13 protein-coding genes are annotated in these 15,614 nt (G+C 45.6%); 6 read left to right on the top strand and 7 right to left on the bottom strand.

What is annotated here, in order from left to right; translation table 11 throughout:
- Positions 1 to 79 precede the first annotated feature (79 nt).
- On the bottom strand, positions 80 to 1,264 hold the full coding sequence (locus tag ASL14_RS13015; RefSeq protein ID WP_134911885.1) for an acyl-CoA dehydrogenase family protein: 1,185 nt from the start codon (positions 1,262 to 1,264) through the stop codon (positions 80 to 82).
- 283 nt (positions 1,265 to 1,547) lie between these two features.
- On the opposite strand from ASL14_RS13015, the gene ASL14_RS13010 reads away from it, so the two are divergent.
- Together ASL14_RS13010 and ASL14_RS13005 are read left to right on the top strand one after the other, a co-directional pair.
- Positions 1,548 to 2,441, top strand: coding sequence for an AraC family transcriptional regulator (locus ASL14_RS13010; protein WP_134911884.1), 894 nt, complete (start codon positions 1,548 to 1,550; stop codon positions 2,439 to 2,441).
- 225 nt (positions 2,442 to 2,666) lie between these two features.
- Positions 2,667 to 4,970 (top strand): GDYXXLXY domain-containing protein, encoded by a 2,304-nt coding sequence (locus ASL14_RS13005; protein ID WP_189338269.1) that lies wholly within the window; start codon positions 2,667 to 2,669, stop codon positions 4,968 to 4,970.
- Positions 4,971 to 5,182: 212 nt separating this feature from the next.
- Here the strand turns inward: ASL14_RS13005 and mmuM are convergent, their stop codons facing one another.
- Positions 5,183 to 6,130, bottom strand: coding sequence for a homocysteine S-methyltransferase (gene mmuM, locus ASL14_RS13000; protein WP_134911882.1), 948 nt, complete (start codon positions 6,128 to 6,130; stop codon positions 5,183 to 5,185).
- 277 nt (positions 6,131 to 6,407) lie between these two features.
- On the opposite strand from mmuM, the gene ASL14_RS12995 reads away from it, so the two are divergent.
- Together ASL14_RS12995 and ASL14_RS12990 are read left to right on the top strand one after the other, a co-directional pair.
- Positions 6,408 to 7,463, top strand: coding sequence for an AEC family transporter (locus ASL14_RS12995; RefSeq protein ID WP_134911881.1), 1,056 nt, complete (start codon positions 6,408 to 6,410; stop codon positions 7,461 to 7,463).
- 17 nt (positions 7,464 to 7,480) lie between these two features.
- Positions 7,481 to 8,500, top strand: coding sequence for a 2-hydroxyacid dehydrogenase (locus ASL14_RS12990; RefSeq protein ID WP_134911880.1), 1,020 nt, complete (start codon positions 7,481 to 7,483; stop codon positions 8,498 to 8,500).
- Positions 8,501 to 8,551: 51 nt separating this feature from the next.
- On the opposite strand, the gene ASL14_RS12985 is transcribed toward ASL14_RS12990, so the two are convergent.
- From ASL14_RS12985 to rlmN, 5 genes are all read right to left on the bottom strand, one after another.
- Positions 8,552 to 9,277: a response regulator gene (locus tag ASL14_RS12985; protein ID WP_134911879.1), complete on the bottom strand. Its 726-nt coding sequence runs from the start codon at positions 9,275 to 9,277 to the stop codon at positions 8,552 to 8,554.
- Positions 9,274 to 10,923 carry an ATP-binding protein gene (locus ASL14_RS12980; protein WP_144435688.1) on the bottom strand — a complete coding sequence of 550 codons (1,650 nt, stop codon included), beginning with the start codon at positions 10,921 to 10,923 and terminating at the stop codon, positions 9,274 to 9,276. The genes ASL14_RS12985 and ASL14_RS12980 overlap by 4 nt, the downstream gene beginning before the upstream one ends.
- A gap of 316 nt (positions 10,924 to 11,239) precedes the next feature.
- Positions 11,240 to 12,172, bottom strand: coding sequence for a dihydroorotate dehydrogenase (locus ASL14_RS12975; protein WP_134911878.1), 933 nt, complete (start codon positions 12,170 to 12,172; stop codon positions 11,240 to 11,242).
- Entirely contained in the window at positions 12,153 to 12,854 is a 702-nt protein-coding gene (locus ASL14_RS12970; protein WP_134911877.1) for a dihydroorotate dehydrogenase electron transfer subunit, read from the bottom strand. Before ASL14_RS12970 ends, ASL14_RS12975 begins: the two co-directional genes overlap by 20 nt.
- 157 nt (positions 12,855 to 13,011) lie before the next feature.
- Positions 13,012 to 14,109, bottom strand: coding sequence for a dual-specificity RNA methyltransferase RlmN (gene rlmN, locus ASL14_RS12965; protein ID WP_134911876.1), 1,098 nt, complete (start codon positions 14,107 to 14,109; stop codon positions 13,012 to 13,014).
- 332 nt (positions 14,110 to 14,441) lie between these two features.
- On the opposite strand from rlmN, the gene ASL14_RS12960 reads away from it, so the two are divergent.
- Positions 14,442 to 15,311, top strand: coding sequence for an AraC family transcriptional regulator (locus tag ASL14_RS12960; RefSeq protein WP_134911875.1), 870 nt, complete (start codon positions 14,442 to 14,444; stop codon positions 15,309 to 15,311).
- A gap of 12 nt (positions 15,312 to 15,323) precedes the next feature.
- Positions 15,324 to 15,611 (top strand): JAB domain-containing protein, encoded by a 288-nt coding sequence (locus tag ASL14_RS12955; RefSeq protein ID WP_134914535.1) that lies wholly within the window; start codon positions 15,324 to 15,326, stop codon positions 15,609 to 15,611.
- The last annotated feature ends 3 nt before the right edge of the window (positions 15,612 to 15,614 follow it).

The raw sequence follows: 15,614 nt of genomic DNA, 5'->3' as shown, positions 1-15,614 counted from the left end.
GAAAACAGGACTCCTGTGCTGGTGTGCATTTAAGGAGCCCTGTTTTCGTTTCGTTACCTATTTTTTTAATTCATGACGGTTACTTGGATTCGGAAGCTTCACGAATAGCCCGATCCGTCAACTGATTCAGGACAGCGTCCTCCATTGGCGGGTTATGCAGACCGAAGCGCACATTACGGTACATCAGTTGTAGCGGATGGGACAGCGACAGGCTGTGTACCCCGACGATTTTCATCGCCAGATCCACTACAGACAAAGCTGTTTGCACAGCAAACACCTTGGCTGCGCCGAGATCCGGGTTCGCCTGCTCGGGAGGCACCGTGGCATTCGGCTGCCAACGCGCAGCTACGCCATATAACAGGTGCCGGGCGGCTGTCAGCTCCAGCTCGATCTGTCCGAGTTTTTGCCGGATATGCGGCAATTCGATGATCGGGTGCGGCAAGCTATTCGGCTGATAGCTGGAAGCAAATTGAATCGCCTCCTGACGAGCAGCCAGTGCGATCCCCAAATAGACAGCCGGAATATTGAGCAAAAAGAAGCCGGGCTTCACGTTTTTGCGGGATGGCTGCCGCTGGTGTACCCTTGCGTGCTCGGGAAGCTGTACATCCTTCAGCACAAGATCATGACTGGCTGTCGCCCGCATTCCCACCGTGTTCCAGGTCCGGTTAATGGATACCCCCAGCGCTTCCTTCGGAATCAGGAACTCCGATACGCCTCCGGTTTCAGTATCCGAGGCAGACACGATGAAGTAGTCCAGCGCGGTCGAAAGAGACGTGAACGCCTTGGTCCCGTTGAGGACAAAGCCCTGTTCTGTCCGTTCTGCCAAGGTCTGGGGCTTGCCCCCACGAGTCGGGCTTCCAGTGCCAATCTCCGAATCGGCACGGTTCACCAGCGCCCCCCGTTCGACTACTTCACAACATAACGCAGCGTATTGTTCCTCCTGCCAAGGACGATCCTCGGACAAGCCGAACAGGATAATATGATGCCAGCCCAAAGCCAACGCCATCGCAGCGTCAACCTGAGCAATTCTTTCCTGGTATAACAGAAATTCAGTCAGGGATGCCCCCAGCCCTCCATATTCGCGGGGAACGGAGAGCGTATGATATCCGATTTCCTTTAGATCGTGAAGCAGGCTTGCGTTAAGCTCGTTCGTTTCGTCCGCCTTACGTGCCGTCTCGTGATGGCGCTCCACAATGGTTCCAATCAGCTTTAGCTTGTCCACTTGCTCTTTTGTTGTAGCGAATCCGTATTCTAATAAAGACAATGAAGCCCCTCCTTTTGCCTAGAAGCTTATCCAATATAGCCTAAATAAGATATTCCATAGAGATTATCATTTAATAGTATCAAGCTTTCAAACGGTGCGTCTATGTCAATTTGTGATCTACTTTCCTTAGCATGTGATCAAATTGACAAAAAAACAGCACCCTCCGGAAATGGTTTTGATTTGATACCCCCAAATTCCAATGAATTAACTTGTAATTATCCATTCCTTTATATACAATAAAGTCAAAATCCCCTTATCTCCACCAAAGGAGAGGTGACATGTTGTGAAAAGAGTAAAGAACGAAGATCACTTCGACATCGTGGAAGACCATTATTTCACAGCTACTGAACTGGAAAAATCCAGCGCGATATGGCCAGTCAGGCTCGGTATGGATATTTCCAAGACCAGCTGTCATGTCGGCCCCAAGGCTGTGCCTTATTTCTATTTAATTTTTGTGCTTGACGGTCAGGCTGAGTTTATTTATAAGCAAAAGAAATATCATGTGCAGAAGTCTGACCTATTCTGCTTCTTCCCACATCTTGCACATGAATACTACACGGATCAGGAGAACCCGTTACAAAAGGTATGGATTGCTTTTGAGGGACCCAAATCTCTTGCTTTACTGGAGCGAATCGGGATTAAACCCTGTACGCCTTTTTTGGCCAATGCAGTAAGCGAAGAAGTCATTGGACTCATCTCGAATTTGTTTTCCATTGTAAATGACAGCAGCAGACGTGACAGCGATCTCGCGCGTCTTATTACACTGCACCAGATTTTCGAGGAGCTGTCCCGCAACACATCGGATACAATGCGCAACTATGTATGCTCTGACTATTGGCTACAACAGGGGAAAGATTACATTGATATGCACTATTGTGACCGCATTACGATTGAACAGATTGCCGAGCATGTAGGCGTGGATCGCGCGCATTTTTCACGCAAATTCCATTCCACCTTCCTGATTTCCCCCGCCAAGTATTTGCAAAACCTCAAGATCGATGAGGCCAAAAGATTGCTGGAGCAAACGACTTACAATTTGTCGATCATTGCCCAGTCCATCGGCTACACGGATATGTCCACTTTTTCCAAGGCATTCAAGAAAACGGCTGGAATTCCGCCGCGTGAGCATCGGTTCCGGCATCAAGCCCGGCAAGAGTTCCGTACCGCCAACGCTTAATGCATAGTACCGTATGGCGTAGGTTTCATCACTCTTTACTACCCTGTTATTTGGCGCAAAAAAGATAGCACGAGTACGCTGGCATGGAGTTCAGCAGTGATACAGGAGAACCACCGTATACGGTGGTTCTCCTTTTTTTATGACCTGATCCTAATTCCTACTTGGTTCTCAGACCTTTCAACGTTATAATAGGCATCAAACCAACAGGAAAGGTACGTGAAACGAATGCTGCGATTCAATGCGATACGTACGGGCTATCTGCTAGGCATCTCACTGGTACTGGCCGCGATTATTTATTTTTTCGCCTCCAATTGGGGTGGACTGGATCGGACGGTCAAAATTGTGCTGGCTGCTGCGCTTATCGTTCTGTTCTATGGCTTGTCCTTTGTATTTGCACGTATACGCGCTATTCCCGGTCAGCAAGTCTTTCTATCGAATATATTTCTGGTGGCTGGCTGTATAGCCTTTGGCATTTCCGTGGCGTTGCTCGGTCAAATATACAATTCCCACGCGGACAGTTACGGGTTGTTCTTGATTTGGTCGGTTCCGGCTCTGCTGTTAAGCTGGATTACACGCTACAATCCTTTTTATATACTGTCCTATGTATTAATTCATCTCGGTTTGTGGCTTTACTTTTATCCTACGATGCAAAGTACGTCTTATAGCGAACTGGGATCGTTGTCCATTGCCGGAGTGTTCGCACTGGTCAATCTGGTGTTGTTTCTATTGACGTTCCTTCATCGTATACATTCTGGACCGCTGAAATATATGAGCTTTATCGTTTTCCATATAGCCGTGCTGACGATGACTAACTCTTTTGCATTGGATGAATATGGTCTCGTTATGAACATACCATGTATCGCTGTAATCGCTATTGGATTTTATGTGTTTACCAAGGTCCGACTGAGTAGAACGCTGCTCACCTTGAATGCATTGGCGACCTCCGCTTTTGCTGTCTTTAAATTTATTGAGCTGGCGGAAGCGTACTCTTCATCGCTGTTCTTTGTCTTTGGGTTGATTTTTGTGGCGCTACTGTTGACGGGTAATGTATGGTTTTTCCGTTATTTGAATCGTTTGGGGAAAACACCGCCGGAAGCTGGGGAAATATCCAACGAGAACAAAGGGGATATCGCAAAATCCGATACGGAGACAACGGGCATCAGTACATCAAAGACTGAGACAACCGTTCCCGAAGAACGTAGCAGTGAATGGATCAGCAAAACCGTATCCCGTGTGATCAAAGTGGTTGGAGTGCTGATTGGAAGTATATCCCTGATCGGACTGATTAACATTAGCACGAATGTAAACCACACCGAATATGTACTGTTGGGTGTGTCGTTGCTGCTTATGATTTCGATGATTGTCATTCCGGAATCCAAGCTGGATTCTGTAATACGTTATACCCTGTTGACGATCAGTTTTATTACAGGCTGGGTAGCCATTTTATGGTCAGATATGACGTTGCTTTCGGTATTATTTCTGATCGTTTCCATCGCCGGATGGTTTCGTTCCAAAGGGAAAAGGCAACTCTTTTTCACCTATACCTTTGTAAACCTGAATTTGGCGACCATTCTATTTCAGCAGTTTCAGGAGTGGGATTCTTGGAACTGGTCCTTTGAGTACATTATCCTCTCTCTTTTCTTGGTCAATGCTGTGCTGTATGCAGCAAGTTATTTTATACCCAAGACGGCATCGCGGGAACACCTTCTGGATAGCTCCTTATTTTTCAGCCTGCTGTTTATGTTGTGGGCGACCTTCTTCAAGGATGTCATTCCACACTCTTATGTGCTGATTAACATTCTTTATTTCGTTATCGTTACAGGCATGGTCTTTACCTTCATCCGACTAAAACAAAGATCGGAGGCCATCACGAGCGTAGCGTTCTGGTTTATTTTTATTGGCTTCAAGTACTATGATTTGTTGTGGACGCTACTGTATAAGTCCTTTACGCTGGCGCTGCTGGGTGTCATTGCACTCGGAATTGCGTGGTGGGCGGATCGGCGGATGGCCCATAGCGGCAAGACAGCGTTTGATGCCGACCACCGCAGCTTTAGCTTCATGCGCTTAAGCCCGCTGCTGATCGCTGTAGTTATCGTGCTACAGCTCGGTGTGATCGGCTATCAGACCGTAAGAAGTGAAAGCCTGCTTGCCACAGGCGCTTCCATCAAGCTCAAACTAGCTCCTGTAGACCCTCGCTCTCTGTTACAAGGCGATTATGTCATGCTGAATTACGATATCTCTACCCCTTTTTCGCAGGACAATTGGAATCAGGGCAAGGTTAAAGTCGTGCTTGCGCCGAATAGCCAAGGAGTATACACCGTTGATCGACTGCATCAGGATGGTGACAAGCTTGCCAATCATGAGGTTATTCTAAATGGAAAATGGAATGGTTCACGTATTCAGTACGGTATTGAGAATTATTTCATCCCTGAGGGAACCGGGCGTAATGTTGAACAGAACGCTCATTATGCTCACATTCGGGTAAGTCAGAACGGGGATGCGTTGCTGGAACGGCTGTCAGACAGCTAACCGGAGATCGTGGAGATCGTGTATCAAGTGGGATGCTGTCACGCTGTTGTACGTCACTCCTGCATGATACAAAGACTATTTGTCATTACAAAAACAGGCTGAACCAAGCCCTCCATTACTGGAGAGTCACTTGGTTCAGCCTGTTTACTTTTACAGTATAGTCGAAGGCCGTCCCTTATGAATTGCCTTCTTCATCCTTCGTTCAGCCCCGCCTATGCGTCTCTCGACCAATTCGCAATCCCTTGGATATCCTCCGGCTGAGTCCGGCAACAACCACCAATCAGACGGGCTCCTGCTTCATACCATTGGCGAGCACTTTGCCCGAACGTCTCTGTACAACTCGTACCGTGCCATGTCTTGGTAACCGGGTCATATTCCTCCCCCAGATTGGGATATACCACCACAGGCTTATCCGTATAACTGCGCATTTCGTGGATGAGCGATGGAATGTACTGCGGCAAAGTACAATTAATACCTACAGCAGCCACTTGCTCATGTTCATCCAGCCATTCGGCGCACGCGGCGGCAGACTCCCCATTGCAGATGTGCTGCCCATCCTTTGCACTAAAGCTGATCCAGGCATACGTGCCGGGAAATTCCTTTAGCAATCGCGCGATGGCCTTGGCTTCGACCAGACAGGGTATTGTTTCACAGGCCAAAATGTCCGCGCCCGCTTCGATCAGCGCTTTCATACGCGGCCTGTGGAACTCTACAAGCTGTTCCTCGCTCAGCGTATAATCACCACGGTATTCTGAGCCATCCGCCAAAAACGCCCCGTAAGGGCCGACGGAGGCCGCGACTAGCGGCTTGGGGCGATGCTGTTGTTTTGCACCGGCCGTAATATCTGCCCAAAATTCATCCCGTGCCTGTACGGCAATCCGTACTGAGGACTGAATCAACTCCAGCGCTTCATTTTCGCTCAAGCCCCGTTTGGCATAGCCTTCAACGGTAGCCTGATAGCTCGCAGTGATCGCGCAGTCTGCACCCGCTTCAAAATAGTCTCTATGCACACGCTTGATAGACTCCGGGTGCTCATGGAGTATTTTAGCCGACCATAAGCTGTCGTTCAGATCATGCCCGTGACGCTCCAATTCAGTAGCCATTGCGCCATCGAGCACGATCAGCGGAAATTCGTCCAGTATATGTTGTATCGGATTCATAGGGTTCCTCCTGCTCGTCTTTTCTATTTAACCCACTAATCAAGTTGGGTTTAATTTTTTATATTATAGCATGTATGTTGATGAGTACCTCTCATTTGCCCATCTGATGTAACGTATAAATTTTTTAAATTAGTTTCATAAGTTAAATTAATTAGATATTGTTCTTTTTTTCACAAAGTCATTTTACTATAAAAGTGCAAACCAACCACTTTGGCCAAAAGATCAGGGAATTGCATAGTCATATTTGTGAAAAAAGGTACAAGAGAGGGTTTTATCTATGTCTTTACTACAAATGATTACATCGACCTTAACAGATAATAATATTCTCAGTTCCATCGCTTCCACCGTTTTTATTATCCTTCTCGGTTTCTTTTGCCGCAAGAAGGGGATTTTTACAGCACAAGTAGGAAAGCTGCTGTCCAAGGTTGTTTTAACCGTGGCTTTACCAGCGCTAGCCTTTAATTCTTTCATGCAGGATATTAATCCTACAATATTAAAGCAAGGCATGAATGTTTTAATATGGGGAATTTTAATTTATATTATTCTCATTTTTATTTCAAAACCTTTCTTCCTGAGCTACAACAAGGATAAACAGGATGTTCTGCGGGTATTAACTATTTTCGGTTCTACTACTTTTTTCGGAATTCCAATTGTTGCGGCAATCTATGGTCCTACCGGAGTTATGTACAGTTCCATTTTTAACATAGGCTACCGCATTTTCTTATACTCCTATGGCTATATCAAAATGAGCGGCTTAAAAATGGAGCTTAAAAATCTCAAAACCATGTTTTTAAATCCGATCGTTATCGCCACTTTTCTAGGCTTGTTTGTGTGGTTGTTTCAGGGTTATTTGCCACAGATGAGCGTAGCTACTGAGGATGGGGCCATTCAGCAATTCGCTTTTCTAAGAATTGATCAAACCGCTGTCTGGTTGTTCAAGCCCATGACCTACCTTGCTGGGCTAGCTTCACCATTAGCCTGGTTATCGATTGGCTCTACATTGGGTGAGATCAGCTTCAAGTCGGCAGCTACTGACAAGACCTCTTGGTATTACAGCATAGTTAAGGTTTGGCTTGTACCCATTGTCAACATCGTTTTGCTGGCTTTGTTAACTGTATCCCATATTCTGTCGGTCGATACTGTCGCTTTATCTACTATTGTCATTATGATGGCTACTCCTACAGCTACCGTAGCCGCAGCCTATGCCATCAGCTTTGATAAGGAAGCCATATTGACTTCCAATGCATCGCTTCTATCAACTATAACTTCTGTCGTCATGATTCCAGTTTGGATTATTACGCTAAATATCATTGATAAAATTGGCATTTTCTAAATCAGGGGGAAAACAACATGTTAAAAATAATTTGCTACGGCGTCCGTTCTTATGAGAAACCATATTTCCATGACCTCAATAAATATAACTTTCAACTAACGCTGGTAGAAGAACTGTTAACTTCCAGCAATGCAGAATTGGCGCAGCATCACGATGCCGTTTTGTTAAGAGGAAACTGCGCTGCGAATCGAGAGAATCTCACGAAATTCAAGGATTACGGCATTCAATATGTTTTCACCAGAACGGTCGGAATCAACCACATTGATTTAGATGCCTGCAGCGAATTCGGAATGAAGGTCGCACGTGTGCCATCATATTCTCCGAATGCCATCGCGGAGCTATCCTTAACTCTGGCTATGATGTTGTTCCGTCACACAGCCTATATGACTACCAAAAGCTCGTTTAAAAATTTCATTGTGGACGAGCATACATTCAGCAAAGAGATCCATAACTGTAAAGTTGGGATTATCGGGGTCGGTCGCATTGGTCTGACGGAAGCCAAATTGTTTAAAGGATTAGGAGCATCCGTTATTGGCTATGATGTGTACCAATCCGACGCAGCCAAGGAAGTCATTCCATTCACAACTTTAGATGAGCTATTGGCAGAGAGTGATATCGTCAGTGTACATGTTCCTTATCTGCCGGGACAGAACGACAAGATGATTAACGCCAGCTTTTTAGCAAAAATGAAAAAGGGATCTATTCTAATCAATACTTCACGTGGAGAATTACAAGATAACCAAGCTATTTTGGACGCATTGCTCAGCAATCATCTGGAAGGCTTCGCTACGGATGTCTTCCCTAAAGAAGATGAATTATTCTTTAGAGCATTTGATCCATGGCAAATGCTCCCGGACCCAACGATCCAGAAGCTTGTGGAGCTGTATCCAAGAGTTTTGGTAACGCCTCATGCTGGCTCGAATACCGTTACGGCGTTATCCAACATGATTGAAACCAGCTACGACAACTTCCGTGATATACTTGCAACCCAATCTTCGGACAATCTGGTCCCGCTCCCTGTTCTTTCTATGAAATAATTAGAAAGCTCGGCACTATTGTTGGACAAAAAAAGAACCGCTATTTCCAGATTACAATGGAAATGGCGGTTCTTTTAAATTAGGATTCACCTGATAGAGCATTAGCGGCCTTCCAACCTTGTGGTATTCAATCGATTCAATCAAGAAGCCATCGTCCACCAGGAACTGAATATATTTTTTCACCGTAATACGGGACAAGTCCACTTCTCTGGCTAAGGTTTCGACTGAAAATTGACCATCCAGCTCTTGGATGCTCTTCAGTATCGTGGTCATGGTCAGTTTGGACAGGTTTTTGGAAAGATTTTTGGATAGGTTTTCAGGAGATCCTTTCTTCTCCATACCCGTATGCTCATCTTTATTAAAATAATGATCAATGGCAGCTTGATTAATTCCGTTCCCTTCCTCCATCACCGTGGCCAGACGCTGGATTTTCTCAACAGCCAACTTAAAGCGTTCGAATGTAAAGGGTTTAATTAAATAGTCTGCAACTCCATAAAAAACAGCTTCCTTCACCGTTTGAATGTCTTTTGCAGCCGTAATTAAAATAACCGACGCATGATACTGATGCTCCTGAATATGTGATAATAAAGTTAATCCGCTTTTTCCAGGTAAATAAACGTCCAGCAATACCAGATCCGGTGTCCATTTTTGAAGACAATCCTGTGCTTTCTTTACAGTATCTGCCTTACATACAACATCCAAATTGTCCATGCGCTCAATAAACTGTTGATTTAGCTCAGCAACCATGGGATCATCCTCAACAATCAGAACCTTCATTCATTTGTCACCTCCAATGTACAGGGCAACTCTACATATATACTTGTTCCCAGGCCCGGCTGGCTGTCAAGCTCAATGATTCCCTGATGATTGTCCACCATGGTTTTAACCAGATTCAAGCCGTAGCCTCTATCTTCTCCTTTGGTTGAGAAACCATGCTCGAATATTCTTTTTTGCATTTCAAAATCAATCCCCATACCATTATCTTTCACTTTCAGAATGAATACATTTCCCTCACACTCATAGTTTAATTTCAACTCAATTCTACCAGGTTGTTTTTTTTGTAAAATCGAGTCTATGGCGTTGTCAAAAAAATTGCCCAGTATGTGTATGACATTATGAACAATGTCCTGCATCTCCACATTAGAGACATTCGAGCTTTCTTCAAGAAGAACCGAAATATTCTGTTCGCGTGCTTCGTTGATTTTACCCATAATAAAACCTGCTAATGCCGGAACTTTAATTCTCTCGGTCAGAAAGCCTACCTCATTTTGATACCGGTGATTTAGCTGCTGAATATACTGACTGACCTCTGCATATTGCCTCATCTCAATCAGTCCGGATATGACGTGCATTTTGTTCATAAATTCATGGGTCTGTCCGCGAAGTGAGTTAATATAATATTTTGTACCACTTAACTGGTTGCTAAGATGAATCATCTCGGATTGGTCTCGCAGCGTTGCAACTGCTCCAAAAAACTCATTTTCAATATACATAGGGGTTATTGTCGCAATGACTTCTATACCATTCACATAAAATGAGCGATCCTTGATCTTCTTCTTGTCATCAAACACTCTTTTGAAGAGCACATTATAAAAGTTGGTATCGACCTGCTCGCCAATCGGGGTTTCCATGTCCTGGTTCGCCAGTTGATACTTGGCCTGAGCTTCTTTGTTCATGAGTATAATTTTCTTGTCAGCCGAAATGGCTATAATTCCTTCAGCGACCTCATCTTCAATAATTTCTTTTTCACGTAATCGTGCTGCTATCTCTTGCGGCTCAAGCCCGAATAAAATCGTTTTGATTTTTTGAGCCAGGAAGATGGCACCCAGAATTCCACTAAAGAGCCCAAGCATCAGTCCTCCAAAAATGGTATACTGCGCCTGCATCAAATCATAATTTAGAGTTCTCATGGTCAGTCCCACACATACAATGCCAATGACCTCATTCTGTTTATTAAATATCGGCGCAAAATATCGGTAGCCTGAGCCCAAAATACCTATATTTTCAGAAAAATGCCCCTGACCGGACAGCGTTCTTCTGGCATCATTCAAATCAGAGAACGGTTTGCCAATCATCGTTGCATCTGGATGGGATAGCCGAATTAAATCGCGGTTCAGAATGACAACAAAATCCACATTAACATTATTCATTACTCTAAGCGAATAGTCCTGAATCTGCTTCACAGGAACTCCCTGCTCGACATTTCGAATGACATCGCTGTCACTTGCAATGACCTTGGCAATACCCGAAAGTTTTTCCTTCGTATTATCAAAATGCTTGTTAATCACGAAATTACGAATGAGAAGCAAGGAAATAATTAAGGAAATAATGATAGCTAAAACAACCAAAATAATAATCATGAACTGTAGCGAAACTTTGAATTGTCGTCTCGGTTTCGACTTACGTTTGAACCACAACCCCATCACCTTGCTTCTTTTTTCAAGCTCTCCATTGGGAAGAAGAGCATGTCTTTTACTCCTATAATCCCTTGATATTCGACAACGTTTGACAAATTCCTTCTTAATCTGCAAGCTCTAAAAACCTTCCAACGACAACAAACGTAGCCTCTATCTGAAATAAGACAATTTGCTGAATAACCAAATTTCGTTCATCTTGAACAAGTGCGATATTAACCACTAGTTGAGCTTGGCTGTTTCGGTACAATAAAATACAAAACCGGCTTGCCCTGGAAGACAAGCCGGTTTCGTATGCTTAAGTTTATGCAAACGAGTACGAAATTCACAAGATTCCCCGTATCTCATCCAGCGTCTGCACCTTTTCCCGTTGCATCCATTGTTCAAGACCGTAGACCAGCTCAGCTCCTGCGTGCAAGTGGACAAAATTGTATGTTCCCACCTGAATCGCAGCTGCTCCTGCCATCGTAAATTCAATAATATCCTCCACCGAGCTGATGCCACCCATCCCGATCACCGGAATGGATACCGCCTGCGCCACCTGATGAACCATGCGCAAGGCAATCGGCTTGATTGCCGGACCGGAAAGACCTGCATACGTATTCGTAAAAACACTGCGTCGCCGACGTATATCAATTTTCATCGCAGAAAATGTATTGATCAGCGAGACACCGTCTGCGCCTTCTTCCTCGCACATGACCGCCATCTGCGTAATATTCTCTGCATTTGGAGACAGCTTCACGACCAGCGGAAGCGCTGTTACGTTGCGCACCTGCCGTACCACGTCCCGCGCCACCTCGGTCTGAATGCCAAATTGCATCCCGCCCTGCTTTACGTTGGGACAGGAAATGTTCAGCTCCAGCATATCAACGCCTCTGCGATTCATCGTGCGCCGTTTTTGCGCATTTTCCGTAATCATGGCTACGGCCTGAACGTACTCCTCCAGATTGGAGCCACCCACGTTAGCAATTACAGCCGTATTCCAGCGCGTCATGTCATCCAGCTCATCCTTCAAAAAGGCCGACACACCCGGATTTTCCAGTCCCACACTATTGAGCATACCGGATGCTGTTTCATGTATGCGTGATCCGGTATTGCCAGCCTTCGGATGAAGGGTTAATCCCTTGCCGACGATACCGCCCAACAGTTCAGGAGAGTAAAATTCCGCATACTCACGTCCGAACCCAAATGTACCGGATGCCATGATGATCGGGTTCTTGAACGGGACGCCCGCAATATTACACGCCATGGAGATCATCAAAATCCACCTCCTCTACCGGGAATACAGGCCCTTCCTTACACACCCTCTTATTACCTCCACGGGTATGCATGGTGCAGCCCAAACACGCGCCAATACCACAGGCCATGTGTCTTTCTGTTGATATATATAAACGGGACGGCGAGCCTGCTGCTTTCACCGCAAGTGCTTGTAGCATCGGAGTCGGCCCGCAGGAAAACAGATTCACATAGAGATGGGGATCGACCTTCTCGACGATGCTCCCCCCTACACGAACGTGTACAGAGGCTGCCACAGCTTCAAAAGCGTCCACCCCAAAGGCTTGCTGCGCAAACCCCAGATAAACATGTGCATGCGGATAATGCTTTGCAGCCAGCAGCAATGGAGCCGTGCCCATACCACCGCCGATTAAGGCCAAGCTACCTTCTACCTGAGGAAAGCCATTGCCGAAAGGCCCTTCCAACTGAACCTCCTGCCCCGGCTGCAACCGGGAAAACAAACTTGTCCCTTCTCCCACAACCCGATATAGAAAGGAAATGTCCTCTTCCCCGATATCGTAAATGCTAATAGGTCTAGGTAGCAATGGGTACCCGGTTCCACTGCGCAGCATGTAAAACTGGCCCATTTCCCCTTTAAAGGTTCCCTCTATTTTCATAACATAAATGCCCGGAACGAGCGCCACATTCGAAATTACGTTAGCCATATAACCCCTCCACTAACCACTCACTATAACGTAAAAACAGCAATGGTTACGTGACTATTTTCACATTTATAGACTGAGTTAGGTTTGAGTGCTTTTCTTTCTCCTCAATAATCCAGCATAAAAAAAGCGTACTCCTGTTAAAGAGTACGCTTCTGTATTAACTAATCGCTTCACGTTCCGATGTGCGACTACCTTTTGCATCCTTGCGGATTTGCTTGCTGCGCAACTGTCCGCAAGCCGCGTCAATGTCGACTCCATGCTCCAACCGAACACTACAGCTAATGCCTTGTTTTTTCAGAACATCATAGAAGCCCGTAATCGACTCCGACTCACTCCGCTGGTATTGGCTATGCTCATCTACCGGATTGTATGGAATCAGGTTTACATTTGCCAAATTGCGACGGTGGCCCACCAACTCAGCCAACTCCAGCGCATGTTCCTTAGTATCATTAACATCCTTCAGCAAAATATACTCCAGCGTAATCCGACGATTTGTTTTATCCAGATAGTAATCAATCGCCTCCATCAGCTTCTCAATGGGAATCGCCCGATTGATCTTCATGATGCGGGTGCGAGTCTCATTATTCGGCGCATGAAGGGAAATCGCCAGATTGACATGCAGATCGGAATCGGCAAATTCAATAATTTTATCGGCAAGTCCGCTCGTAGAAACCGTAATATGTCGCGGACCAATCGCAAGCCCTTTATGATCCTTAATGACCCGGATAAAGTCGGACAGGTTCACGAAGTTATCAAACGGCTCACCAATCCCCATCACAACGACGTGACTGACCCGGTCGCCCGGACGTTCCTGATCCAGAAACAACTGCACCTTCATAATCTGCTCTACAATTTCACCGCTGGACAGGTCACGGCTCTTCTTCAACAGCCCGCTCGCGCAAAAGCTGCACCCGATGTTACAGCCCACCTGCGTTGTCACACACACCGACAGCCCAAACTTGTGCCGCATCAATACTGTTTCAATCAAATTACCATCCTGAAGACGGAACAAGAATTTGACCGTCCCATCCGCCGACTGCTGCTTCACATGCTCTTCCAATGTTTGAATCGGAAAATGTTCTGCCAACAGGCGGGTACAATTTTCATGAATCTCCGTCATCGCAGCAAAATCAGTAATCCGTTTCCGGTACAGTGCGTCCCATACCTGCAACGCCCGGGATTTCTTATGTCCACGCTCGATGAGCCATGCTGTCAACTGATCTAGCGTTAATCCATAAATGGATTCTTTTTTCATGTTCGATCCTCTTTTCAAAACGTTAAAATTCGTCTTCCTCTATATACAATCCGTTTATTTAAAACAAAGCACTTACCAATCGTCTCAGCCATCATTGCATCATAGCATGTTTAAGCAGTCTTCGCTATTCAAACGCTTCTTTCATTGTCCCAAATTTTAATTATGAACACAAGGGGGCAGGCGAAATGTATCCTCTAAAATTTCAGTATGAAATTCCGACTTGAAACAGAGTATGCCTCCCATTAAACTAGGCGACAGAGCCTGTTCAACAAGAGCACGCAAAGACAGGATTACGGACACCGCTAATGATATGATTACAACCAAGGAAGGTGATGCGGTTGGAATGGTTACTTCGGATCAAGAACGCACTGGATCTGATGGAAGAAAGAATGCAGCAGCCGCTGGATATCGACGAAATTGCAAAGGCAGCCTATTCGTCTCCTTTTCATTTTCAACGTATGTTTCATATGCTTACCGGCGTCACGGTAGCCGAATATGTACGTAAACGTCGATTGACCTTGGCTGCACAGGAATTGAGTCTTTCTACCACCAAAGTCTTGGATGTAGCATTCAAATACGGATATGATTCCCCCGAATCTTTTTCTAAAGCGTTCCGTAAGGTACACGGTATATCTCCCTCTGAGGCCAGAAGCCCTGGGGTGAACCTGAAAGCCTTTCCACGCATTACCTTCCATCTATCGTTGAAGGGAGATCAGGATATGGATTATAAAATCGTAGAGAAAGCGGCCTTTACGGTCATTGGCAAGTCCATCCAAGTCACAACGAAAGACGGTGAAAATTTCCGGGAAATCCCGAAATTCTGGGACGAGCTGAAGGCGGATGGTACATCGGATCGGATTCAAGCCTTGGGAACAAGCGAGGATATCCTCGGTATTTGTTTGGATTTCAAGCATGGGGAAGAGAAATTCACGTACCTGATTGCCGCAGAGGGCACCGAGGACGTAGCCGCTTCCAACGGATTGGATGCCAGAACGATTCCGGCTGCAACCTGGGCCGTGTTTACATCCATCGGCCCTATGCCTCACTCGATCCAAAAGGTATGGCAAAGAATTTTTCAGGAATGGTTCCCTGCCAGCAATTATGAGCATTCAGGCGGACCGGAGCTGGAAGTGTATACTATGGGAGATTCCCGTGCTGAGGATTACCGATGCGAGGTATGGATTCCGATTAGCAAAAAGTAAACCAATGAACCGATTGCCAAAGGCAGTCGGTTTTCTGCTGTACATCCAGTATCTTGCGGTACATTGAATACTTTATTGGTTCATCCAAGAGAAACTTATAAGCTCGCCGTACTTGCCAACTCTGCATCTATCATTGCCTGTCATAATCATCCTTCAGGTACACCTGTTCCTAGCTCAGAAGATGTAAGCACGACCCTCCGATTACGAGACGCAGGTCTTTTACTCGGCATCGAATTGCTGGATCATGTCATATTAGGAGACAAAACGTTCATTAGCATGAAGGAAGAAGGGCTCATGTAGTGA

Origin of the sequence: Paenibacillus sp. IHB B 3084 (assembly GCF_001447315.1) — a bacterium.
Classification (GTDB): domain Bacteria; phylum Bacillota; class Bacilli; order Paenibacillales; family Paenibacillaceae; genus Paenibacillus.
The sequence above is the reverse complement of the archived record's forward strand: the minus strand, read 5'-3'. Positions and strand labels throughout refer to the sequence as shown.

Coding starts and splice junctions, on each gene's coding strand:
- ASL14_RS12960 (WP_134911875.1), top strand. CDS start 14,442: ATGCGGTTGGAATGGTTACTTCGGATCAAGAACGCACTGGATCTGATG.
- mmuM (WP_134911882.1), bottom strand. CDS start 6,130: ATGAATCCGATACAACATATACTGGACGAATTTCCGCTGATCGTGCTC.
- ASL14_RS12980 (WP_144435688.1), bottom strand. CDS start 10,923: ATGGGGTTGTGGTTCAAACGTAAGTCGAAACCGAGACGACAATTCAAA.
- ASL14_RS12975 (WP_134911878.1), bottom strand. CDS start 12,172: ATGATCTCCATGGCGTGTAATATTGCGGGCGTCCCGTTCAAGAACCCG.
- ASL14_RS12995 (WP_134911881.1), top strand. CDS start 6,408: ATGTCTTTACTACAAATGATTACATCGACCTTAACAGATAATAATATT.
- ASL14_RS12990 (WP_134911880.1), top strand. CDS start 7,481: ATGTTAAAAATAATTTGCTACGGCGTCCGTTCTTATGAGAAACCATAT.
- ASL14_RS13005 (WP_189338269.1), top strand. CDS start 2,667: ATGCTGCGATTCAATGCGATACGTACGGGCTATCTGCTAGGCATCTCA.
- ASL14_RS12970 (WP_134911877.1), bottom strand. CDS start 12,854: ATGGCTAACGTAATTTCGAATGTGGCGCTCGTTCCGGGCATTTATGTT.
- rlmN (WP_134911876.1), bottom strand. CDS start 14,109: ATGAAAAAAGAATCCATTTATGGATTAACGCTAGATCAGTTGACAGCA.
- ASL14_RS12985 (WP_134911879.1), bottom strand. CDS start 9,277: ATGAAGGTTCTGATTGTTGAGGATGATCCCATGGTTGCTGAGCTAAAT.